At 70.1% G+C, this 23187-nt stretch carries 15 protein-coding genes and 2 pseudogenes; 9 read left to right on the forward strand and 8 right to left on the reverse strand.

Translation table 11 applies throughout. From position 1 onward, the window contains the following. Window positions 1-210 precede the first annotated feature (210 nt). The 5 genes and pseudogenes from OG883_RS46870 to OG883_RS35990 form a co-directional block, all read right to left on the reverse strand. Window positions 211-343: pseudogene (locus tag OG883_RS46870) on the reverse strand (enoyl-CoA hydratase/isomerase family protein); the annotation flags it as partial. 150 nt (window positions 344-493) lie between these two features. Beyond that, window positions 494-1639, reverse strand: a complete 1146-nt coding sequence (locus OG883_RS35975; protein WP_266553128.1) for a sugar ABC transporter permease — start codon at window positions 1637-1639, stop codon at window positions 494-496. Window positions 1640-1797: 158 nt separating this feature from the next. Then, window positions 1798-2568, reverse strand: coding sequence for an ATP-binding cassette domain-containing protein (locus OG883_RS35980; protein WP_266550708.1), 771 nt, complete (start codon window positions 2566-2568; stop codon window positions 1798-1800). 89 nt (window positions 2569-2657) lie between these two features. After that, window positions 2658-3818, reverse strand: a complete 1161-nt coding sequence (locus tag OG883_RS35985; RefSeq protein ID WP_266550709.1) for a sugar ABC transporter substrate-binding protein — start codon at window positions 3816-3818, stop codon at window positions 2658-2660. 312 nt (window positions 3819-4130) lie between these two features. Further along, window positions 4131-4547 carry an ATP-binding protein gene (locus OG883_RS35990; protein ID WP_266550710.1) on the reverse strand — a complete coding sequence of 139 codons (417 nt, stop codon included), beginning with the start codon at window positions 4545-4547 and terminating at the stop codon, window positions 4131-4133. Window positions 4548-4720: 173 nt separating this feature from the next. Between OG883_RS35990 and OG883_RS35995 the strand changes: the two genes are divergently transcribed. From OG883_RS35995 to OG883_RS36030, 8 genes and pseudogenes are all read left to right on the forward strand, one after another. Continuing rightward, window positions 4721-5488 (forward strand): IclR family transcriptional regulator, encoded by a 768-nt coding sequence (locus OG883_RS35995; protein ID WP_266550712.1) that lies wholly within the window; start codon window positions 4721-4723, stop codon window positions 5486-5488. Between the two features lie 43 nt (window positions 5489-5531). Then, window positions 5532-7046 carry a glycerol kinase GlpK gene (gene glpK / locus OG883_RS36000; protein WP_266550714.1) on the forward strand — a complete coding sequence of 505 codons (1515 nt, stop codon included), beginning with the start codon at window positions 5532-5534 and terminating at the stop codon, window positions 7044-7046. Between the two features lie 627 nt (window positions 7047-7673). After that, window positions 7674-9236: a TIGR02677 family protein gene (locus OG883_RS36005; protein WP_266550716.1), complete on the forward strand. Its 1563-nt coding sequence runs from the start codon at window positions 7674-7676 to the stop codon at window positions 9234-9236. After that, a complete protein-coding gene (locus OG883_RS36010; RefSeq protein ID WP_266550718.1) occupies window positions 9233-10471 on the forward strand; it encodes a TIGR02678 family protein in 1239 nt (412 codons plus the stop codon). Before OG883_RS36005 ends, OG883_RS36010 begins: the two co-directional genes overlap by 4 nt. Beyond that, complete coding sequence (locus OG883_RS36015; protein ID WP_266550720.1) at window positions 10468-14592, forward strand: TIGR02680 family protein; 4125 nt, start codon at window positions 10468-10470, stop codon at window positions 14590-14592. The genes OG883_RS36010 and OG883_RS36015 overlap by 4 nt, the downstream gene beginning before the upstream one ends. Beyond that, window positions 14583-15887: a TIGR02679 family protein gene (locus tag OG883_RS36020; RefSeq protein ID WP_323181034.1), complete on the forward strand. Its 1305-nt coding sequence runs from the start codon at window positions 14583-14585 to the stop codon at window positions 15885-15887. Before OG883_RS36015 ends, OG883_RS36020 begins: the two co-directional genes overlap by 10 nt. Window positions 15888-16011: 124 nt before the next feature. Beyond that, a pseudogene (locus OG883_RS36025) lies at window positions 16012-17689 on the forward strand (SWIM zinc finger domain-containing protein). Between the two features lie 88 nt (window positions 17690-17777). Then, window positions 17778-18062, forward strand: a complete 285-nt coding sequence (locus tag OG883_RS36030) for a hypothetical protein (protein WP_323181035.1) — start codon at window positions 17778-17780, stop codon at window positions 18060-18062. A 105-nt stretch (window positions 18063-18167) separates the two neighbouring features. Here the strand turns inward: OG883_RS36030 and OG883_RS36035 are convergent, their stop codons facing one another. After that, window positions 18168-19304, reverse strand: a complete 1137-nt coding sequence (locus OG883_RS36035; protein WP_266550722.1) for a substrate-binding domain-containing protein — start codon at window positions 19302-19304, stop codon at window positions 18168-18170. 74 nt (window positions 19305-19378) lie between these two features. Between OG883_RS36035 and OG883_RS36040 the strand changes: the two genes are divergently transcribed. Beyond that, window positions 19379-20491, forward strand: coding sequence for an IS630 family transposase (locus tag OG883_RS36040; protein ID WP_266540984.1), 1113 nt, complete (start codon window positions 19379-19381; stop codon window positions 20489-20491). Between the two features lie 21 nt (window positions 20492-20512). Here the strand turns inward: OG883_RS36040 and OG883_RS36045 are convergent, their stop codons facing one another. Then, a complete protein-coding gene (locus OG883_RS36045) occupies window positions 20513-21574 on the reverse strand; it encodes an ABC transporter permease (protein WP_266550724.1) in 1062 nt (353 codons plus the stop codon). Continuing rightward, window positions 21571-23121 (reverse strand): sugar ABC transporter ATP-binding protein, encoded by a 1551-nt coding sequence (locus OG883_RS36050; RefSeq protein WP_266550726.1) that lies wholly within the window; start codon window positions 23119-23121, stop codon window positions 21571-21573. Before OG883_RS36050 ends, OG883_RS36045 begins: the two co-directional genes overlap by 4 nt. Between the last annotated feature and the right edge of the window lie 66 nt (window positions 23122-23187).

Raw genomic sequence — 23187 nt, forward strand, 5'->3', positions numbered from 1 at the left:
TTGTCGTTGCGGAGGCCGACATTAGCGGCCCGCCGGCACGAAGACCACACCTCCCCAACGATCGTTTTCAAGCCGAAAACGATCGTTGACAAGGTGGCTTCGGCAGAGAAAGATCCGGGCCCGAGAGCCACCCGCAGGTGCCCAACTGCAGGGCCCCTCACCGGAAAGAAGGATGTAGCTCTGCGGACCCATCTTCTTGATGTCCGCCTATGCGGCGAAGGCCTTCTCGGATCCGGCCAGGACGGTCAGCCCACACCGGGATCGCGGTCCAGTCCTCGGTCGCCGCGACGACCTCGGTCATGACCTGGAGGTTCAGGGCGTTGAGCGCCTTGGGTCGGTTCAACGCACTCCGTAAGGGCGGGTGAGCCCGTGGCCGAGGCGGAAGCCCGACGGCCGGCCCGAGACGCGCGACGGTGGCGCACGTCTCCACGCCGGCGGTGACCTTGCCGATGTGGCCTACGGGTTCATGGCCCAGGTCCCGGCGCCTGCGTGGTCAAGCCCTGCCGTGTGCCTTCTGCGAGAAGTGCGACAGCGAGTCGAGGGCTACGGCGGTGAGAAGCACACCACCGGTGATCACGGATTGCATCGGCGTCGGGATACCCAGGAGAACCATCCCCGACGCGATCGACTGGATGACGAGTATGCCGAGCAGGACAGACCACGTCGTACCGCGGCCGCCGAACAGGCTGACGCCGCCGATAACGGCCGCGGCGACGGCGTTGATCAGCAGGATGCTGGAGCCCGAGGTCTGGCCCACCGCGGCGACGCGTGAGGCCAGGAAGAGCCCGCCGACAGCGGCCAGCGTCCCGGACACCATGAACGCCGAGATCCGCAGCCACACCACGCTGATGCCCGCGCGGCGGGCCGCCTCGGCACCCCCGCCGATGGAGAAGATCTTCCGCCCGTAGAACGTGCGGCGAAGGACGAAGTCGAGGCCGACGACGAAGGCCAGGAAGATCAGAAGAGCGAGCGGAAGGCCCTGGAAGCGGTTCAGGATGTAGGCGGCTGCGAACGAGACCAGTGCCACCGCGCCCGTACGCACGGCGATGACACTGAGCGGCCAGGACCGGACGCCGGCTGCCCTGCGGCGCCGTGCGTCCCGGTAGGACGCGAGGAAGAACACGGCCACGCTGAGCGCCGCCAGCCCGTACGCGACTGCCGCGTCGTGGAAGTAGTAATTGGTCAGCGCATGGATCAGGCCCTGCTCGTGGAGGTTGATGGTGCCGCTCGCGCCCAGGACGTAGAGCATGAGGCCGTTCCAGGCCAGCAGCCCCGCCAGGGTGACGACGAACGCCGGTACGCCGATCCTGGCCGAGAAGAACCCCTGAACGGCTCCGATCGCCGCCCCGACGAGCAGGGCGGCGACGATCGCCAGCCACTCCGGCAGGCCCTCGCTCACGTTCAGCACGGCGAACACCGCAGCCGTGAGCCCGCTGACGGAGGCGACCGACAGATCCACCTCGCCGAGCAGCAGCACGAAGGCGATGCCGAGGGCGATCATGCCCGTTCCGACGATGTCCACGCTGAGGTTGGACAGGTTGCGGGGCGACAGGAACTGCTGGTGCAGGCTCTGGAAAACGGTCCAGAGCACGACGATGCCGATGATGCCGGGCAGCGATCCGAGTTCGCCGCTGCGCAGCTTGCGGGTGGAATCGCCTACGTAGCTCCTGAAACCGCCCTCGCCGCCCGCTGCCCGGCTCCGGCCCACGGCTGTGGGCACGGCGCCGGCCGAATCGCCACCCGCCCCGGTGGGGCTGAGATTCTCGGATGCCCTTGTCCTGTTCACATCGCTCCCTCTCACGCCTGGGTCTCGCGATGGGCTACGGCGTTGTCGGTGGCGCCGGTGATGGAGGCGACGATCTGCTCCTGTGACGTGGTCGGCACGCTGAAGAAACCATTGTTGCGACCGAGGTGCAGCACCGCGACCCGGTCCGCGACGGCTTTGACGTCACCCAGGTTGTGGCTGACGAGGAGAACACCGACCCCGCGTTCTCGCAGTCGGTCGATCAGGTCGAGGAAATGGATGGTCTGCCTGACGCCCAGCGCGGCGGTCGGTTCGTCGAGGATGAGCATCCTGGGTTCGTTGAGAAGAGCGCGCGCGATCGCGACCGTCTGGCGTTGGCCAGCGGAGAGGGAGGCGACGGGGACGCGGACGCTGGGAATGCGCAGGGAGAGGGTGTCCAGCAGGTCAAGTTCCCCGACCCGGCGCTCCATGGACACTTCGTCGAGGATCCCGGTCCTGCCGAGCTCGTGGCCCAGGAAGAGGTTGCCGACGACATCGAGGGTTTCGCACAACGCGAGGTCCTGGTAGACGCTGGCGATGCCCAGGCTCTGGGCATCGCGGGGGCGAGTGATCCGGACGGGACGGCCGTCCCATTCGATGACACCCTGGTCGGCGGGGGCGACGCCGGTGATCACCTTGACGAGAGTGGACTTGCCGGCGCCATTGTCGCCGACCAGGGCCACGACCTCTCCGGCGTGGATCTCCAGCTCGACGTCCGTGAGCGCCCAGACAGCGCCGAAGCGTTTGCAGACTCTGCGCAGCGCCAGCAGGGGTGTACTCGGCACGTGAATTCCTCCTTTGCCCGTCCCGTTTCTCCCGGTCTCTCCCGGCCGGTGACGCGGCGCGGCGTGCGGGAAGTGCGGCGCCGGGCGGCCTATTCGACGAGTCCGGCTTTCCGGCAGGCGGCTTCGACCGCCGGGGTACAGATCTGGTCGACGGTGTAAAGGCCGCTTTTGACGACCGTGTCCTTGATCGTGCCGACGGTTACGGGGACGAGGGGGCCCAGGAAGGCCGGGATCTCCTTGCTTGTGCCATTGCTGACACGGTCCGTTGCGATGGTGTCGAGCTTCTCTCCACGGCCCAGGGCGACGGCCATCTCCGCGGCGGCGTTGGCCTCTGCTTCGAAGGACTTGTAGACGGTGACGTACTGCTCGCCCTTGACGATCCGCCGCACGGCCGAGAGATCGGCGTCCTGACCGGTGACGGGCGGCAGCGGCCTGATACCGGCGGCCTTGAGCGCGGTGGCCACGCCACCCGCGAGCCCGTCGTTGGCCGACAGGACGCCGTCGATCCTGTCCGCGCCCAGCTGCGCGATGGCGGCCGACATGTTCCTGAACGCGTTCTCCGGGATCCATTCGGCGGTGTAGTACGACCGGCCGATCTTCACCTTGCCCTCGAGTACGGAGAGCGCGCCCCTCTTGAGGTCTCTCGTGTTCGGGTCGGTGGGGTCACCGTTCATCATCACGATCTGGCCGCCGCGCGCCTTGGAGCCCATCGCCTTGAGGAGCTCCTCGGCCTGGATCCTGCCGATCTCCTCCGAGTCGTAGCCGGAGTAGGCCGAGATGGGGCCCTCGGCGAGGCGGTCGTAGGAGACCACCGGGACATGCGCGTCGCGGGCCCTGGTGATCGAGGAGCGGAGCGCCTTGTCGTCGACGGGATCAAGGATCAGGACCTTGGCGCCGTCCGCAATCATGGATTCGATCTGCTGCTGCTGAGTGGCCACGTCCGCTGAGGCGTAGGCGTGGGTCACCCTGCAGTCGGGGCACAGCGCCTTGACCTTCTCCACGATCAGGGGCTTGTCGGCGGTCGCCCAGCGAGCGGTATGCGTGTCCGGGAGCAGCAATCCGATCGTGAAGCCGTCCTTGCCGGAGGTGCTCCCGCCCGCGTCCTCGCCGGCCGCCCCGCAGGCGGCGAGACCTGCGAGCGCGCACGCCGTTGTCACGGCGACGACAGCACGACCCGGATAGTTCTTCCTCCGAGTCGTCTTCCGGTCACGTCTGCTGTGGCTGTCCACTGTCTGGAGCTGATCCGACATAAAGCCCAATGTATGAGAAAACGCGGAACGGCGACGTCGAGAACCGGACCGAGGGACCTGAGGGAGCCGCAGAACACGTTCGACGGGCTTGGCTCAGCAGGTGGTGACCACCTGGCCTCGTTGGGGATCACCGCCGTCGAGGAGATCCAGGACAACGACGGCGCGACGAACGGCTCGGTCCCGCCGCCGACCAGACCTGGAACCGGCCGATCAGCACGATGAGCGCGGCCGGCGCGCCCACCCGCCCTACCAGCAGAACGAGCCCGGCGGACCGGGGCAACCCCGGCCACAACCTCGGACCGGGCTGTCTTTCTACGCTGTGAGGAGATCCGCCCAGCGGGTGATCCCGCCGGTGTGGACGCGTATGCCGCAGCGAGCCGAAAGGGCAGTGACTATGGCGATTCCCCGGCCGTGCTCGTCCGGGCAAGCCGACTGCCTGGAGGGGAGCACGTGTCCCGCGTCCGTGACTTCGATGCGCAGGGCTCTGCGTTCGTCGACGCGGACCCACGACAACCGCAGCGTCGCCGGAGGCAGGGCGTGGAGGAGCGCATTGGTCACCAGCTCCGAGACGACCAGGAGTGCATCCATGGTGATGTCCGGGGAAAGGCCCCACTCGGCGAACACCGTGCGGACACGTCCGCGTACGGCCGGGACGGCCGCCGGGGAATGCGGCACGGGACAGACGTGATCGACTGCCTCGCGGGCCACTGTGTTGAGCTGAGCCGCCATGTGCCCTCCTCGGCAAGCGCTGCCGGCGGGACGCCGGACTCGTCGAACGCTAGGGAGCGATGCGGGGCAGGTCAATAAACATCGGTCGGCATTACCGAACGCCGGACCCGAATCCGGAGAAATCCCTGCATGATGCGCCACCGGGTACCGGAAGGCGGACTTAGAATCGCTCTATGGCCGGTCCGGTCCAGTCCATCGAACGGGCGGCGGCAATCCTGCGTCTGCTCGCCGGCGGCCCTCGTCGGCTCGGACTGGGTGAGGTGGCCGCGTCGCTCGGGCTGGCGAAGGGCACCGCCCACGGCATTCTGCGCACCCTGCAGCACGTGGATTTCGTGGAGCAGGACGCGGCGACGGGAAAGTACCAGCTCGGGGCGGCGCTGCTCCACCTCGGCACCAGTTACCTGGACGTCAACGAGCTGCGGTCGCGCTCCATCAACTGGGCCGACGCCCTGGCCGCCCGCAGCGGGGAGGCGGTCCGCCTGGGCACCCCCCTGGAGGACAGGGTGCTCATCGTCCACCACGTCTTCCGGCCGGACGACACGCTCCAGACCCTGGACGTGGGCGCGCTGCTGCCGCTGCACGCCTCCTCGCTCGGCAAGGTCCTGCTGGCCTACGGGACCGCGACGGTGGAGTCGGCGCTCGAGGCCGGGCTGGAGGCGTACACCCGGCACACCCAGGCCGTCCCGGAGGACCTCAACCGTGCGCTCACCGAGATCCGGGAGCAGGGATGGGCCGCCGAGGTCCAGGAGATGAGCATGGGTTACGCCGGCATCGCGGCGCCCATCCGTGGGCACGGAGGCCTCGTCGTGGGCGCCATCGGCGTGTCCGGCCCCGTCGAGCGGATCTGCGATGCCAAGGGCCACCCTCAGCCGGCCCTGATCACGTTGCTCCGTGAGGCCGCACGGGCGATCTCCAAAGACCTGGGGGCGGCCCGCTGGTAAGCCCACCCCCGCCTCCTCGACATAGCGGAAGGCAGTCCGGATCATGGTTGAACGGTATGTGATGTCCATTGACCAGGGCACCACCTCAACCCGTTGCATCCTGTTCGACCACCGTGGGCGGTTGGTGTCGGTGGCCCAGCGCGAGCACCAGCAGCATTTCCCGAGACCCGGCTGGGTCGAGCACGATGCCCTCGAAATCTGGCGCAATCTGCGGCGCGTCGTGCCCGAGGCCCTGTCCGGCGTCGGCATCGGTGTCGGACAGGTCTCCGCCCTGGGCATCGCGAACCAGCGCGAGACAACGGTGCTCTGGGACCGGCGGACAGGAACCCCTCTGGGGAGAGCGATCGTCTGGCAGGACACCCGCACCGCTTCACTCGTCGACGACCTGAGAGATCACCCCGGCGACGAATTCTTCCTGGAACGCTGCTGCCTGCCGCCTTCGACCTATTTTTCCGCGCCACGAATCCGCTGGCTGTTCGACCACGTCGCAGGGCTGGAACAGCGAGCCCGGGACGGCGAAGTGCTGTTCGGCACGATGGAGACCTGGCTGATCTGGAACCTGACGGGCGGCACGGCCGGCGGTCAGCACATCACCGACGCCACCAACGCCAGTCGCACCATGCTCATGAACATCCGCACGCTCACCTGGGACGAGGAGCTGTTGGAGTTCTTCGGGGTTCCCCGCGCCATGCTGCCCGAGATACGGCCCTCGGCGGAAAACTACGGTGAGGATCGCTCGATCCTCCCGGGCGTCCCCATCACTGCCGCCCTCGGCGATCAGCAGGCGGCACTGTTCGGGCAGACCTGCTTCGCCCCGGGCGAGGCGAAGTGCACGTACGGGACCGGCAGCTTCCTGCTGCTCAACACCGGCACGGACGTTGTGCGGTCCCGGAACGGACTTCTCACCACCGTTGCGTACAAGATCGACGATCAGCCCGCGGTCTACGCGCTGGAAGGCCCGATCGCCGTCACGGGCTCACTGGTCCAGTGGTTCCGTGACCGTCTGGGACTGATCAGCAGCGCTCCGGAGATCGAGACCCTCGCGCGCACGGTCGAGGACAACGGCGGCTGCTACATCGTCCCGGCGTTCTCCGGTCTCTTCGCGCCCCACTGGCGCAGCGACGCACGCGGTGTCATCGTCGGCCTCACCTCGTACATCACCAAGGGGCACCTGGCCCGAGCCGTGCTGGAAGCCACCGGCTGGCAGACCCGTGAGGTCGTCGACGCCATGAACGCCGACTCCTCACTGACCCTGAGTGAGCTCAAGGTCGACGGCGGCATGACATCCGACAACCTGCTCATGCAGATCCTGGCCGACGTCCTCGACGTGCCCGTGGTGCGGCCCATGGTTGCCGAGACCGTCTCGCTGGGGGCCGCCTACGCCGCCGGGCTGGCCGTCGGCTACTGGCCGGACCTGGAAGTCCTGCGCCGCAACTGGCACCGGGCGGCCCAATGGCTGCCCGACATGGACCCGGCGCGGCGCGCATCGGAATACGACAACTGGCAGCGGGCCGTCGAACGATCGCTGGGGTGGATCACATCGCCGAACCGCCCTTGAGGCGCGAACCATCGCTCCCTGCCTTCGGCCAAATTCAGAGCCGACCCGCGGAGCGGGACGCCTCCCAGCTACAGGACGTGGCCCTGGACGGCAAATGGTTCACAGCGTGATGCGTCGGTGTGCGGCCGCGAAAGCGCCGCCGGGCCGCTTGAGTCCTCCTGCAACTCAGAGGACCGGGGTCTCTACTGGCGGGGGAAAGGAATGTCCGCGGGCCGCCTGTGAGGGCGACACGCATCGTCGGCCTGTTGCCGATGACCCACCACGTGGAGCGCGTCGCGAGCCTGCGGCAAAGGGTGTCTGAACTGCAGGTTCGGGCCGTGTGCGTTATGTGCATTATCTTGACGCATACGTGACGCACGTTCTGATGGGTTGTCAGTTGGGCTGGTGGGCAGGTCGGAGAGCTGCGAAGGGTGGAACCCGCCCTGGGAGCGCGCAGTGGGTCCGGGCCTCGCCCGCAGTGGTCGTCGATAACGGCCCGAGTTCGGCGTTGTCATGACGGGAACGATCTTCACCGGCTCGAACTCCCGGAGCTCGGTGAAACGGTATGCAAGATCGCATTGCGGTGTAAATCAGCCAAGTACCTTCGTCCCTGTCTGCGACTCTGTCCGCTGCGGGACAATGGCCGGAATGACCGTCACCACCACCGCCCCGGAACCACGACCGGACGGCTACAGCCCCTTCGCCCACCTCACCGTCCAGAACACGGCTTTCTACCGTCAGGTGATCCGGGTATTCGTCATCGCCAAAGAGCGGTTCGCGGTACATCTGCGTCCCGAGGACGTGCATGCCGACCTGCCGACCGAGGCGCGACCCGCTGAGCTGGACGTTGTGGTCAAAGCGCTGGACAGCCTCGTCGGCTGGGGCAATCTCCGCGCAGACCCCGACACCGCGCGTGTCACCGCCGTTGAGGACTTCTACCGGAAGCGGTTCATCTATCAGCTCACCCGGGCCGGAGAAGCGGCCGAGGAGGCGCTGGGCGTGTACGACGAGGCGCTCGGGCGCCGTGGAGCGCTGCAGGCCGTCGCCCTGCACGACATCGTCACCCAGTTGAGGGCCCTCCTCGTGTTGGCAGCCGAGGAACAGCCGGATCAGGCCAAAACGCACCTGGCGCTTGACGCGCTGGCGAGTCGGTTCGCCGCTCTTGCCGACAACGCCCGCGCCTTCATGGGGTCCTTGCAGCGGACCATCGACCTCCACGACGTGGAAGAGGAAGTCTTCCTCGCTTACAAGGACCGGCTCATCCAGTACCTGGAGCGATTCATCCAGGACCTGATCACCCTTGGCGGGCGGATCGCCCGCTTGATCCTGGAACTGGAAGACGCCGGGAGTATCGAGCCGCTACTGCGGGCGGCCGCAGCCCGTGAGGCCGTCGACGCCTCGCCGGAGGAGGCGGAGCACGCCGAGCGGGAGGCGTACGACCGCTGGGCCGGGCGCTGGGCCGGGCTCGCAGCGTGGTTCATCAGCCGGGAGGGGCGCGAGTCGCAGGCCAGGCTGCTGCGCGGCCGGGCCCTCGGCGCGATTCCTCAGCTCCTGGCCGTCGTACGGTCGCTGAACGAGCGCAGGGCCGGGCGCTCCGACCGGTCCGCCGACTTCCGTACCCTCGCACGCTGGTTCGCCGAGGCCCTGGACGACGACGCTCGGCACCGGCTGTGGCGCACCGCCTTCGGGCTGTACCCCGCCCGACATCTCACAGTCGACGCCGACACCCTCGCCGCCCGCGCAGCGATGCCGGTTCCCGCCGCCACTCCGTGGGCCGAGGCCGAGCCACTGCGGATCAGTCCCCAACTGCGCCGCACCGGCAGCTACGAGCGGCGCGGCAAGCCTCGCAAGGTCGAGGACCGGGAGGAGTCGCGCCGCAGACTCGCCGAGGTCGCCGCCAAGCAGGCTGCCGAGACCGCGGCGGCACGCGCTCGGCTCGTCACCGACGGAATCACCCGGCTCTCCGGACTCGGTGAACTCGACCCCGCGTCTTTCGGGCTCTTCCTCCAGCTGCTCGGCGACGCGCTGGCCACCTGGCGGCCCGGTATGCGCCACACCGTGGCCACCAGTAACGACGGCTCCATGGAGATCCGGCTCAGCGCGCTCGCCGACGGCGGAACGGCAGACATCCGGACGGCTGGAGGCGTCTTCCGCGGTCCCGACCACCTCATCGAGATCATCGACCTGACGGACGGAGGCGACGACCGGTGAACAGCACTCCGCTCGCCGAGGTGCTCGACGGCCAGCACGCAGCCGACCTCCGCAAGGCGGCTCGCGCCCTGCTCAGGCAGCCTCTCCTGCTCGCCCACGGCCGGTACGCCGACGAGTTCCGCCTCGTCCGCCGGCACGCCTCCGAACTGCGCGAATGGTTCGACCGCAATACCGGCTGGTCACTTCAGACGGATGCCGAGGCCGCTCGCCTGCGGAAGATACCCGGCGTCCTCAGCGACTCCACGCACCCCGCGCGCGAGGCGACCCGCGCAGCCGCCCCGTTCACGCGGCGCCGCTACGTCCTGCTCTGCCTCGCCCTCGCCGCCCTCGAACGCGGCGAGGCCCAGATCGCGCTCGGCCGCCTTGCTGATCAGGTCGTCCTCGACGCCGCCGACCCTCACCTCGCCCGGGTGGGTATCCAGTTCACGCTGGACCGCCGCGACGAGCGCCTCGACCTCGCTGCCGTGGTACGGCTCCTGCTCAGCCTCGGTGTGCTGCGGCGCGTCGCCGGCGACGAGGAGGCGTACGTCAGCGGAGCCGGCGATGTCCTGTACGACGTGGAACGGCGAGTGTTGGCCGGGCTGCTCGCCGCACGCCGCGGCCCCTCCACCGTGCACGCCGAGACTCTCGCGGACCGCCTCGCCGAACTCGTCGCCGAGACCGCTCTGGACAGCGACGAACTGCGCTTCCGCGCGATGCGGCGCTCGCTGACCCGCAGGCTCCTGGACGACCCGGTCCTGTACTACGACGAGCTGACCGACGCCGAGCTCGGCTACCTCACCCGGCAGCGAGGATTCCTCACCGCCCGCATCACCGAGCTGACCGGACTGGTCCCCGAGGTGCGGGCCGAAGGCATCGCGATGGTCGACCCGGACGACGACCTCACCGACGTCCGGATGCCCGAGCAGGGAACCCACGGTCACGTCACGCTGTTGCTCGCCGAGCACCTGGCCGCGGCGGGAGGCCCTGTCGCCACCGACCAGCTGGCGCTCAGAGTCCGGGAACTCGCCGCCGAGCACGGCGGGTTCTGGGCCAAGTCCGCGCGGGAGCCCGGCATGGAAGCCGAACTCGCAGAACAGGCCGTCGCCCGGCTCGCCGCCCTCGGGCTGGTCTCCCGTACGGCTCATGGCGTGGCGCCGCGCCCGGCCCTCGCCCGGTACGCGGTCGGCGAGACCGTCGTACTCGAACCCGGCACCGCACGTATGCCCGCGCAGCGAAAGGCCAGCAAGCCATGACCCGCCTCCCCGATCCCCTGCGCTCCCGTTGGCAGCCCCTGCGTATCGGCCTCGTCGACCTCTTCCACTACGACGTGGAGGAATTCCATTTCAAGGACGGGCGGCTGCTGCTGCGTGGGAACAACGGCACCGGTAAGTCCAAGGTGCTCGCCCTGACCCTGCCCTTCCTGCTCGACGGGGACCTCAGCTCACGCCGCGTCGAACCCGACGGCGACCCGGGCAAGCGGATGGAGTGGAACCTGCTCCTCGGTGGCGAGCATCCGCACTCCGAGCGGCTCGGCTACACCTGGATCGAGTTCGGCAGGCTCGACGAGACCAGCGGCGTGCGGCACTTCCGTACGCTGCTCTGCGGACTCAAGGCAGTCAGCGGGCGGGGCATCGCACGCCATTGGTACGCGCTCACCAGCCAGCGCGTCGACCACGGCCCCGGGGCCACCGCCGAGACGTCCCTGAGCCTGCTCGACGCCACGGGCACTGCCCTGTCCAGGGACCGGCTCGCCGAGGCCGTCGCCGGGCACGGCATGGTGTACGACCAGGCCAAGACTTACCGCAGGGCTGTCGACGAGGCACTCTTCGGACTCGGCGAGCAGCGGTACGGCGCCCTGGTCGACCTGCTCATCCAGCTGCGCCAGCCTCAGCTGTCCAAGCGCCCCAACGAGGCAGCCTTGTCCCGAGCCCTCACCGAGGCCCTGCCGCCCATGGACCAGGCAGTCATCGCGGACGTGGCCGAGGCTTTCCGCTCCCTGGACGAGGAGAAGGAGGAACTGGCGGCCGCCTCCGCGGCCGAACGGGCCGCCGCAGCCTTCCTGGACCACTACCGGCGCTACGCCAGGATCGCCACCCGCCGGCGCGCCCGCCTCCCGCGCGGTGAGCACTCCCGATACGAGCACCTTCAGCGGGACCTTGCCGAGGCCCAGACCGAGCAGACCCGCGCCCAGGAGGCACATGCGGCGGCAGAGGAACGGATCGCCGCCCTGGAAGAGACCCAGGCGCGCCTGCGGGCCCAGGACGCGGCTCTGCGCGAGGGACCCGAGATGCGCAGTGCCCGGGAGCTGGAGCAAGCAGCCAAGGAGGCGGAGCGAACCGACCGCGCCCGGAACCGGGCCCGGGACGACCGGGACCAGGCGGCGGGCCTGTACACCCGGGCGCTCGGGCGGCTCGGCGCAGCCGAAAACCGGCTGCGCGCCGCTGACCGGCTGGCCGAGGACACCTTCCGACAGGCACGGGAGGTGGCCGTTGCCGCACGGATCGACCTGCCGGGGGACGACGGGCTGCCGGAGACTGAACTGCGGAGCGCGGCGGAGCGATCGATGGACCGCGGGCATCGTGCGCTCGCCCACGCGGAGGACCTCGCGGAGACGGCTGAGCGGGCGGCCCAGGGGCAGCGGCAGGCATCCGTCCGCCTCGACGAGGCGGAAGCCGACCTCGGCCAGACCACCGCGGCGCAGGGCCAGTTGGAGGAAGCCGCCGCACGGGCGGGGCGGGCTCTGCTGGACGACGTACGGGAACAGGCCCGCACCTGGACCGAGCTGTCCTGCCCCGACCTGGCCGGCCTGCTCGATGAACTCCAGGAGTGGACGCGGCACCTCGACGGGCCCTACCCGGCCCGCGTGCAGGCGGCACGAGCCCACAGCGCGGCCTCGGCGCAACTGGCCGACGAGGCGGCCGATGCAGCGCGCCGGACGACGGAGCTGGCAGTGCGTGCCGGCCGGGTCCGCGAGGAGATCACCACGCTGGAGTCAGGCGGCCGACGTGGCCCCCAGCCACCGCCTACCCGCACGCCCGGCCTGCGCGAGCGGCTTTCCGGCGCACCGCTGTGGCGGCTGGTGGACTTCAACGACGGGCTTCCGGAACAGGAGCGCGCCGGACTGGAGGCGGCGTTGGAAGCCTCCGGACTGCTGGACGCCTGGGTGTTTCCCGACGGCTCCGCCCTCGCCGCGGACGGGCACGACGTACTCCTCTCCCCGACGACCGAGCCGGTGGCCGGACCCTCGCTCGGGGGGCTGCTGCGCCCGGCCGTGGACGGCGGCGACGCGCAGGCCGCGGCGGTGGGCGAGGACACGGTGGCACGGCTGCTCGCCGCCATCGGCGTGGGAGGGGACGGCGGAGCCGATACCTGGGTCGGGGGGGACGGGTGCTTCCGCGTCGGTGCTCTGGTCGGCCGCTGGGCCAAACCCGCCGCCGAGTACGTCGGCGAGGGGGCGCGGGAGGCGGCGCGGCGGACCCGTCTCGCCGCTCTGCGTACTGAACTCGAACTGCTCCAGCAGGATTCCGACCGTGCCACGGCGCAGTCCGAGGCGGTGGCCGCGCGCCGCCGTACCCTTGACGCCGAACTGGCCGGGGTACCCGACGAGGGCCCCCTCACCCGGGCGCACGCCCAGGTGACCGCTGCCGTCGAGTCGGTGCGCCGGGCCCGCTCGCGGCGCGAACTGCGCGCCGCCGACCTCCTGGAGGCGGCAGGGCGAGCCGAACGGGCCGCCACCGAGCTCGCCGACACCGCCGGTGAACTCGGTCTGCCCGTCGACCAGGCCGGCCTCTCCGAGGTGCGGCAGGCTCATGGCGCTCTCGCCGTGGCCCTGGCAGCTCTGTGGCCGACCCTGCGCGAACGGGGCGAAGCGGCCCTTCAAGCGGAGGAGGAAAGAGCTGAGGCCGGACGGGCGGGCGAGCGGAGCGCCGAACTCGCGCTGAGGGCCGAGGAGGCCGGGCGCGAGGCCGCGGCGGCGGACGAGCGGCACACGACACTGCGCTCCACAGTCGGAGCGGCCGTCGCCGAACTCGAACGACGACTTACCGAGACGGCCGATGCCCTGCGGCGGTGCGAGGCCGACCAGAAGATCACCCGGCAGCGCCATGCCGAGGCGGACCGGGAGGCGAGCAAGGCCGAAGGCCGCATCGAGCAGCTGGAGAAGGGCCTCGCGGAAGCGGCCGAGGCGCGTGCGGAAGCCATCGCGGGGCTCCAGCGGTTCACCGCCACCGGCCTGATCACCGTCGCCCTGCCGGATCTCCAGGTCCCGGCCCAGGGTGACGGCCCCTGGGCGGCTACGCCCGCCATCGCGCTCGCCCGTGCCATCGAGGCGGGGCTGGCGTCGGCCGACGACTCGGACGGGGCCTGGGAACGCGTACAGCGCCGGCTGAGCGAGGAACTCAAGACCCTGCAGGACACTCTGTCCCGGCACGGGCACACCGCCTCCGCCCGGATGGTGGAGGACGGCATGGTCGTCGACATCGTCTACCAGGGCCGCGAGCGTGCCGTACCGGAACTCGCCGAGGCACTCACCGCGGAGGTCGGCGAACTCACCCGCATCCTGTCGGCCCATGAACGGGAGATCCTCGAAACCCACCTGATCACCGAGGTCGCGGGCACCCTCCAGGAGCTCATCGGGGCCGCCGAACGACAGGTGCGCGACATGAACGCCGAGCTGGAGGACCGCCCCACCTCCACCGGCATGAAACTGCGGCTGGTCTGGCGGGCCTCCCGCAAGGCCCCCTCCGGCCTTGCCCCGGCCCGTGAGCGGCTGCGCCAGTCCGCCGACGCCTGGACCCCGGAGGACCGGACGGCGGTGGGCGAGTTCCTCCAGACACAGATCGCCCGGCAGCAGACGGACGACACGTCCGGCAGCTGGCTCGAGCACCTCACCGCCGCGCTCGACTATCGCGCCTGGCACGAATTCGGGGTCGAGCGGCACCAGCACGGCCGCTGGGTCCCGGCCACCGGCCCGGCCTCCGGCGGCGAGCGGGTCCTCGCGGTGTCCGTGCCGTTGTTCGCCGCCGCCTCCTCGCACTACGCGAGCGCGGGCAGCCCGTACGCACCCCGCCTGGTCACCCTCGACGAGGCGTTCGCGGGAGTGGACGACGACTCGCGTGCCAAGTGCCTGGGCCTGCTGCACGCGTTCGACCTGGACGTGGTGATGACGAGTGAACGGGAGTGGGCCTGCTATCCGCAGGTGCCCGGCGTCGCCATCGCCCAGCTTTCGCGGATCGACGAGGTGGCGGCGGTACTCGTCACCCGCTGGGAATGGGACGGCAACCGGCGGCTCCGCCGAGAAGACCCGGTGCGGTCGCAGAACGCGGAGTCGGCCCCGCAGGAGGAAGCGGTGGGAGCGGAGCCTCTGTGGACCTGACATCCGGCGCTGCGCCGGTCGAGGCGGACCTGGGCGACGCTGTCGGCGTTGATGCGGGTCGCGTCGATGCGGCCCCGGTCGATGCCGGCCGGCTGCGCCGTCTGCTGGGCGACCCCGCGCTCCACTGGCTGGTCGACCGGGCACGTCGGCGTCTGGAGCGCGAGCAGCTCCTCACCGGGCCGGTCTCCCTCAGCGCGCCCACCCCGGCCCAACGGGTGGCGGCCGAGCGGCTGTTGGGCCGTTCTCCCGGCGGCGGGCGCTCCCTGACCGTCCGGCTCGACGAGGTGGATGCCGTCCTGCGCCGCTCTGGCATCAGCCCCGACGGCCTGGCTCCCGCTGTGGTCGCACTCACCGGGCCAATCGTCCTGCTCGGCCCGGCCCGTGACGCCGAGGAACGTGTCTGGCAGGAGGCATACGCCGTGATCGACGCCCTCGCGGACCAGATCCCGGGCCTTGCCCCATGGGCCGACCGGCTCCGTGGCGACGGCCTGGTACGCCGCCTCGCCGGCACACCTGCCGCAGCTCAAGGCCTCCTCGGTCAAGTCGCCACTGCCCTGAGTGCCCTTCCCGCAGACCCGCCCGTCTCGCTTCCCGCCTTCGCGGCCCGGTTGCTCGGCGGCGCCCACGCCCTGGACGCTGGCACCCCCTTGGCCACGCTCACTCTCTCGGGCATCCGAGCGCTGACGGGCTTTCCCGACGGGTCGGGCGCGGAATGGCGCCGGGAGGCGTGGGCGTCGGCGGGCTTGCTCCGCGACGAGCTGTCCTCGACGGTCCTCACCCTGAACCTGCGGGGCACGCCTGCCCTGGACTGGATGGCCGACGCGGGCGAGCCATCCGTCCTTACCCTCCGCCAGCTCATCCGCCACCCCGTTGCTGCTTCTGCCCCGGCAGTCCGGATCTGCGAGAACCCGGCGGTGCTCGCGGCGGCAGCCGGCGCCCACAGGGCTGGTTCCGCCCCGCTGGTGTGCCTCCAGGGCCAGCCGTCCGCCGCAGCGCTTGCCCTCCTGCGCCATCTGCACGAGGGCGGAGCGGCACTTCTCTACCACGGAGACTTCGACTGGGGCGGGCTCCGCATCGCCTCCGCACTGCTGCGCCGCGTCCCCTGGCAGCCGTGGCGCTACACGGCCGCCGACTACCGCACCGCGGCGGCGCTTGCGGGCCCTGAGGGTCTGCCACTCGCCGGCCGGCCGGCCGAGGCTCCCTGGGACCCGGCCCTGCCGCAGGCTCTCTTGGAACTGGGCGTCCGCGTCGAGGAGGAGACGGTCCTCGACGCGCTGCTGACCGACCTCGCGTGACGACGACCCGCGCGTCGGGGCGAAGGCCCGGTGGCGTCAGCCCGTCGGCGGACATGGTCACTCCGAGCGGATCGGGAATCGCGAGCCGTCGAGAGAGGCCGAAGGCAGTAGGAAGGGTGGGAAGATGACCGGTTTCACCGAGACGGGCCTGCGCGGAATCGCCGGCCCGCGCTCCTTCGAGAGGGCCCAAGAGTATCTGGACGCCGTCACCCTCACCGAGGTCGGTGACGGCTGGATCACCGCCACCGTGCACGGGACACACCCCTACGCGGTGGAGCTGTCCCTCGACGGGGGCGACGCGCCCTCGGGGGAGTGCGACTGCCCGTACGGCCTGGAGGGCAACTTCTGCAAGCACCTGGTGGCGGTCGGCCTGACCGCGCTGTCCCGCGCGGAGAACCTGCCGGAGCAGCGCACCCGGGTCCGGACCCGCACCCAGCGCCTGGACGCGTGGCTGGCCGCGCTGTCCCGGGAGGAGCTGCTCGCGCTCGTACGGGAACAGCTCGGCGAGGACCCGCAGTTGCGCCGCCGCCTGGAGTTGCGCGCCGCCAGTGCCCGCGGGGATCTCGACGAGGTACGCGCCCGGGTACGCGAGCTCCTGGACATCGGCCCCTTCGCCCAGTACGGATACGTCGAATACGCCGACGCCCGCGCCTACGGCGACCGACCAGGCAGCGCAGGCCGTGTCCGCGATCACCGCGCTGTCCTCCGCCGGCCGGGCCGCCGACGCGCTCTCCCTCTCGCGGGAGGCGATGCGTCTCCTGCACGCCGTACAGGAGAGCATCGACGACTCCGACGGGTGCCTCGGCGAGGTCGGCGCCGACCTCGCCCAAGCTCATCTGCACGCGTGCCGTGCGACGCGCCCCGACCCGGAGGAGCTGGCGCTCTGGCTGGTCGAGCACCTGCTCGGTGACGTGGACGATCTCACCGGCATCGACCCGCTCGACTACGAGGATGTCCTTGAAGCACGGGGGATGGCCACCGTACGGCGGCTGGCGGCCGAGGCCTGGCGCGCGAACCGCACGGGCTGGGCAGAGAAGTACCTGATGGAGCGCCTGGCCAAGGCGGGCGGCGATGTGGACGCGGTGGTCGCCGTCCATGCTGCCGACCTCGCTCCGGACGGCAGCACTCATCTGCTCATCGCCCGCGAACTGGACACCGCGGGCCGCCCGGACGAGGCCTCGCGCTGGGCGGAGCGCGGCGTGGAGGAGGCCGAGGGCCCTGCCTTCGTCGCCACCGGTTTGATCGACTACCTCTGCGAACGCCACTCTCGCGCCGGCCGGCTGCCGCAAGCCGTCGCCGTGCGCCGGGACCACTTCGCCGCCCGCCGCACCCTGGCCGCGTACCAGCAGCTGCGCACGGTGGCGCAAGCCGCCGACCGCTGGGGCGCCGAACGCGACACCGCCCTCGCCCTGCTGCGCGCCGACGCCGAACAGCGCACGCCGTACCGTTACGGCGGCCCGGTCCTGCTCGACGCCCTGCTCGACGACGGGGACGTCGACGCCGCCTGGCAGGCCGCCACCGAGACGGGCGCCCACGACCGGCAGTGGCTCACCCTCGCCGACCGGTCGCGCGTCGATCGTCCCGCCGACGCGCTGCGCGTCTACCTGCGCCTGATCGAACCACTGTTGAAGGAGACGGGCAACGGCGTCTACGAGCAGGTGACCAGCCTGCTCCTCGGCATGCGCGCCTGCCATCAACACCTGGGCACTCAGGATGAGTTCACGACGTACGTCGCCGCACTGCGCGCCGCCTACAAGCGCAGGCGGAACCTGATGCGGCTCCTCGACGAGCACGGCCTGTGAGCCGGACACCGGACGCCCCTGGGGGAGCTCGTACCACGCCGGCCGCGACCACCCCTCGCATACACTTCGGGGGGCGCGACCCCGGGGAGTGCGCGGAGCCACCGCGCGGGCCGGGACCGGGCATTTCGACACCACAAGGAGAGGTCCGCAGCCCCTGGAGCCACTGAGGGACGACGACCCGCAGACCATCGGCGGATACACCCTGGTGTCCCGGATCGGCGCCGGCGGCATGGGGCGGGTCTACCTCGGCGAGTCGGCGGCCGGCCAGCAGGTGGCCGTCAAGGTCATCAAGCCGTCGGTGCTCGACGAGGACACCCGGGCGCGGTTCCTCCTCGAAGTGGACAGCCTCCTGCCTCTCGGAGAACTGGGCTGACCTGCTGTCCTTGAACTGGTGTGACGAGTGGTGCTGATGCCGCGTTCGGGGTTCTGACGCTCACGTGACGCTGTTCCGGCGCGACGCAGACCGTGCATGAGGTCGCTACTTGCGCCAGATCTCCCGGTAGGCCTCGCGGTAACCCGACGGATTCCAGGAAGTGGCCCCGCTGCTGTTGGCGGCCGTGGCGATGTGGACGGGGGCGACGTAGCCGCTGGGGGCCCGGCCGGCGAAGGAGCGGTTGAACTCGTCGATGATTTGCCAGCCCTGCTGGGACAGCGGCTCGGGGACGGTGGCGGCCTGGAACTGCTCGCTGTTGATGCGCTGGAAGGCCGAGGGATCGCCGTCGCCCGCCGCGATGTTGAAGGGAGGGCCGGAGCCCGGTTTTGCGGCAGCGCGGAGGGCCGGGGCGGCGTCGGCGAAGTAGAGGTCGTTGATGGCGACGGAGTACGTCCAGCGGTTCTGGAAGCGGGAGAGGAGGGAGGAGACCTCCTGGGGGGTGCGGTGGCTCGCGTCCGGAATCGGGATGTTCTCGTACGCCAACAGCTTCACGCCGGAGCAGGTGGCGAGCTCCTGCTTGATCAGTTCGGACTTGTTCCTGGCGAACGGGATCGAGTCGTCGGTGAAGACGACGACTCCGGCATTGCCGTTGGACCGAGCGATGACCCAGTCCGCACTGATCTTCGCCACGTCCTCCACTTTGGTGGTGACGTTGGTGTAGAGCCGGGGGTTCTTGCTCGGGCCGGGGTGACGGACCGCGTGCCAGCCGACGAGCGGGATATGCGCCGCTTGCGCCCGCGCCACCTGCTGCGACGTCAGGTTGGGGTCGAAGCCGCCGATGACGATGCCCGAGGGCTTGAGGGTGACGGCCTGGCTGAGCGCTGCCTGGATGCCGGCGGGGGTGCCCTCTCCGTCAATCACCCGGACGTTCCATCCAGCGACCTTCCCGGCTTCCTCGACGGTCTTCGCGACGCTTGCGACGCCAGGGTTGGTCATGGTCTGCGCGACGTAGACGACGGTCTTGCCGGAAACCGCTGTGGGGCCGCTGGTGGGGCCGGTCCAGGAGACGTTGGTGTTCTCGGCCTGCTGCACGGCCGCCTTGGCCTTCACGAGGCTGGCGGGGCAACCGGCCTTCGACGGCCCGGTGCCGGTCGACGGGCCGCGCTCGCAACCGACAACGACGGTGGCGGCCAGTGCCAGCAGGGTTGCGGCGGTGAGGGTGGTCTTTCGGTGCGAGTACACGGTGCTCCTGACGCAGGTGCGCGTTACGCAGTGTTCTAGTGTCTCGTGATTCCGTCAGCGTTACTTGATCTTGTATGGCAGGGTCTTCTGGTGTGGAGCTCTCCGTGGAACAGGCCGCCGAGTTGCGGGAGTTGGTGAACAGTCGGGATGTTCCTGCGGACATGGCAACGCGGGGCCGGATCGTGCTGTGGTCGAGTGAGGGGCGTCGGCGCAAGGACATTGCCGAGCTGCTCGGGGTGTCGCTGCCGACCGTGGACCGCTGGAAGATCCGCTATGCCGAGCAGGGCCTGGCCGGGCTGGAAGGTGAGCGTCCTGGTGGCGCGCGGGAGCAGGTGCCGGCGCGGGTGCGGGCCCGGGTGATTGCGCTGACGCGCATGACGCCGCCGGACCGTACGGGGCTTTCGCACTGGTCCACGCGGGAGTTGGCGAAGTATCTGGAGCGGGCCGAGAACATCACCGTGTCCTGGCACTACATTGCGCGCGTCTGGCGGGAGGAGAGCCTGAAGCCGCACCGGTTGGGTACCTTCAAGATTTCCAAAGACCCCGCGTTCGCGGAGAAAGTGGCCGATGTGATCGGCCTGTATCTGGCTCCGCCGGGTGGCGCGGTGGTCCTCTCGATCGACGAGAAGACGCAGATCCAGGCTCTGGACCGGACCCAGCCGGTGCTGCCGGTCGCCTTCGCGGCGAGCGAGCAGCGCACCGCCGACTACGTCCGGCACGGCACCACGAACCTGTTCGCCGCCCTGAACGTGACCACCGGTGAAGTGCTCGGCGAGTGCAGGCCGACCCGGAACGGCAAGGATTTCCTGGCCTTCTTGAAGAAGGCGGTGAAACCGTACGCCGGGAAGGACATCCATGTCGTCCTGGACAACCTCTCGACGCACACCACACCCGAGGTCAAGGAGTGGCTGGTCAAGAACCGGCAAGTCCACTTCCATTTCACTCCCGTCGGTTCTTCGTGGCTGAACCAGATCGAGATCTGGTTCGGAATCCTCACCCGGCAATCCATCCGCCGCGGCACGTTCTCCAGCGTCAACGTCCTGATCAAACAGATCCGCGACTACATCAACTCCTGGAACACGACAGCGAAACCGTTCACCTGGACCGCGACCTCCGGCGAGGTCCTCGCGAAGGTCCGACTCGTCGCGACCAACGTGAAGAAACTCGTCAATAACAACTCGAACTGACATGAACAGAATCACGAGACACTAGGGGGTGCCGTCCTTCGTCGGTGCAGCCGACGGCTTTGCGAGTGACTGGCGGGTCGCGGTGGGGCCGGTGCGCAGTCGGCGGCGGGCGGAGTAGCCGGCCAGGCCGACGGCGATGAGCAGGGTGCCGCCGTTGAACAGCGGGGTGGCCCAGAACTGGGCGCCGAGCTGGCCGATGCCGGCGAGGCCGATGGCGAGGACGGCGACGGCCACGAGGGTGCCCAAGGCGTTGGCGCGGCCCGGCTTGATCGCGGTGGAGCCGAGCAGGGCGCCGACGAAGGCGGGCAGCAGGTAGTCCAGGCCGACACTCGGGTTGCCGGTCTGCTGCTGAGCGGCGAGGAGGACACCGGCGAAGCCGACGAACAGGCCCGATCCGGCGAAGGCGTAGACGGAGTACCTGCGCGTGGGGATGCCGAGGATGCCGGCGGCGCGGGGGTTGGAGCCGATGACATACAGATACCGGCCGAGCGGCAGCCGCTCCAGCACCAGCCAGAGGGCGACGACGAGGGCGAGGACGTAGAAGGCGGGTACCGGCAGGCCGAGGAACCTGGAGTCGTAGATGTCGGTGAAGGCGGGCGGCAGGCCCTGCGGTCCAGGGACGATCCGGGTTCCGTCGGTGATCCAGCCGGTGAAGGCGTACATGATGCTGCCGGTGCCGAGAGTGGCGATGAAGGAGTCGATCTGGGCGAACTCGACGATGACACCGTTGAGAGCGCCGACCACCACCCCTCCGAGGACTACTGCGAGGCAGGCGAGCGGCCAGGGCCAGCCTTCGTTGACGATGAGCTGCATCACCATCACGTGCGCCAGGCCGAGACCGTAGCCGATGGACACGTCGAACTTGCCGGTGACGATGGGGATCGTCGCGCCGAGCGCGAGGATGGCGGGGATCGATTGGTTGGAGAGGATCGACGAGATGTTGTCCCGTGTGGGAAAGGTGTCCGGCAGGGTGACGGAGAAGATCAGGAAGAGCAGGGTGGTGAGGGCCAGGAGGCCGTAGGTGCCGATGAGGTGCCCGCGCAGGAAGCCCGGCAGGGATCGAGGCGAGGGGGAGGGGGTCACCGGCTCGTTGCGGTTCCGGTGATGGCGGGCAGGGCCGAGGCGGTGCGGGTGAGTTTGCTGACGGTGAGGTCTTCACCGGTCAGCTCGGCTGTCACGGTCCCACGGGCGAACACCAGGGCGCGGTGGCACACGGTGGCGACCTCCTCGAAATCGGTGGAGATGAGCAATACCGCCAGGCCTGCGGCCAGCGCTTCGTCGATCAGCCGGTAGATCGCGGCCTTGGCGCCGACGTCCACGCTGGCGGTCGGTTCTTCGAGGATCAGCAGGCGCAGGCTCACCCGGAGCCACCGGCCGACCATGAGCTTCTGCTGGTTGCCGCCCGAAAGGGTGGCGATCGGGACCTCGCAGTCGCGGGGGTGCACCGAGAATCGATCGATCAGGGCGGTGGCCTCGGCGCGCTCGCGCCGGGGGCTGATCCAGTGCCACGGCGGCACACCGGCTGCCCGGGGGTTGGCCAGGAAGTTCTCCCGTACCGTCAGTTCGGCGGCGCAGCCCTCCTCCTGACGGTTGCCGGCCACGAAGCCCACGCCGGAGTCGAGAGCGGCGGCGACCGTACGTGGGCGGTACGGGCGGCCGTCGAGCAGCGCCCGCCCGGCGAGGATCGGCTGGGCACCGGCGAGCGCGCGGCCCAGGTCCATGTGGCCGGCGCCGGTCAGGCCCACTGTGCCGAGGATTTCACCGGCACGCAGTTCCAGGCTGACCGGTCCGCTGTACGGGGTCCGTACGCTGTCGAGGCTCAGGACGGGCGGGCCGCCGGAGGGGGTGGTGGCGGGCCGGTGGCCGGCCAGTTCGCGGCCCACGATGTCGTGCACCAGACGGGCGGGGCTGTGGCCGGCGAGCGGACCTTGGCTGACGAGGTGGCCGTCGCGCAGGACGGCGAAGGTGTCGGCGACCTTGTACACCTCGTCGAGCCGGTGGCTGACGTAGAGGATGCCGTGGCCTCGGTCGCGCAGGGCGTGCAGTACGTCGAAGAGCCGGGCGCAGTCCGCGGCGGGAAGGGTGGCGGTCGGCTCGTCGAGGATGAAGAGCTCCGCCCGTGTCGCCAGGGCGCGGGCGATGGCGACCAGCGAGCGCTCGGCGGGGGCGAGGTCGGCAATCCGGGCGTCGGCGTCCAGGTGCCCGGCGACGATCCCCAGGGCCTCGGCGCAGCGCTCTCGCGTCTGCCGCCAGGAGACCAGTCCGCAGCGGCGCGGATAGCCGGTGCCCAGTGCGATGTTCTCGGCGACCGTCATCCACTCGACGAGGCCGAGATCCTGGTGGATGAACGACATCTTCCGGGTGGCGGCGTCGGTGCCGAGCGGATGCCCGGCCACCGTCACCTCGCCCTCGTCGGCGTGGTGGACCCCGGCGAGCACCTTGATGAGGGTGGACTTCCCGGCGCCGTTGGGACCGAGCAGGGCGAGGACGCTGCCGCCGTGGATGTCGAGGTCGACCGCGGCGAGCGCGGGGGTGCCGCCGAACCGCTTGCTGAGACCGCGTACGCGGACAAGGGGTTCTCCACCGAAGCGTGAGGGTGGGCTCATCGAAGTGTCGGGAGCGTCATGCACGGACTTCTCCGGGGGTCGGCCTCCGGGTTCTTCCCGACTGCATGGGGGATGCTACTGGGAGATGGT

The organism is Streptomyces sp. NBC_01142, assembly GCF_026341125.1.
Lineage (GTDB): Bacteria > Actinomycetota > Actinomycetes > Streptomycetales > Streptomycetaceae > Streptomyces.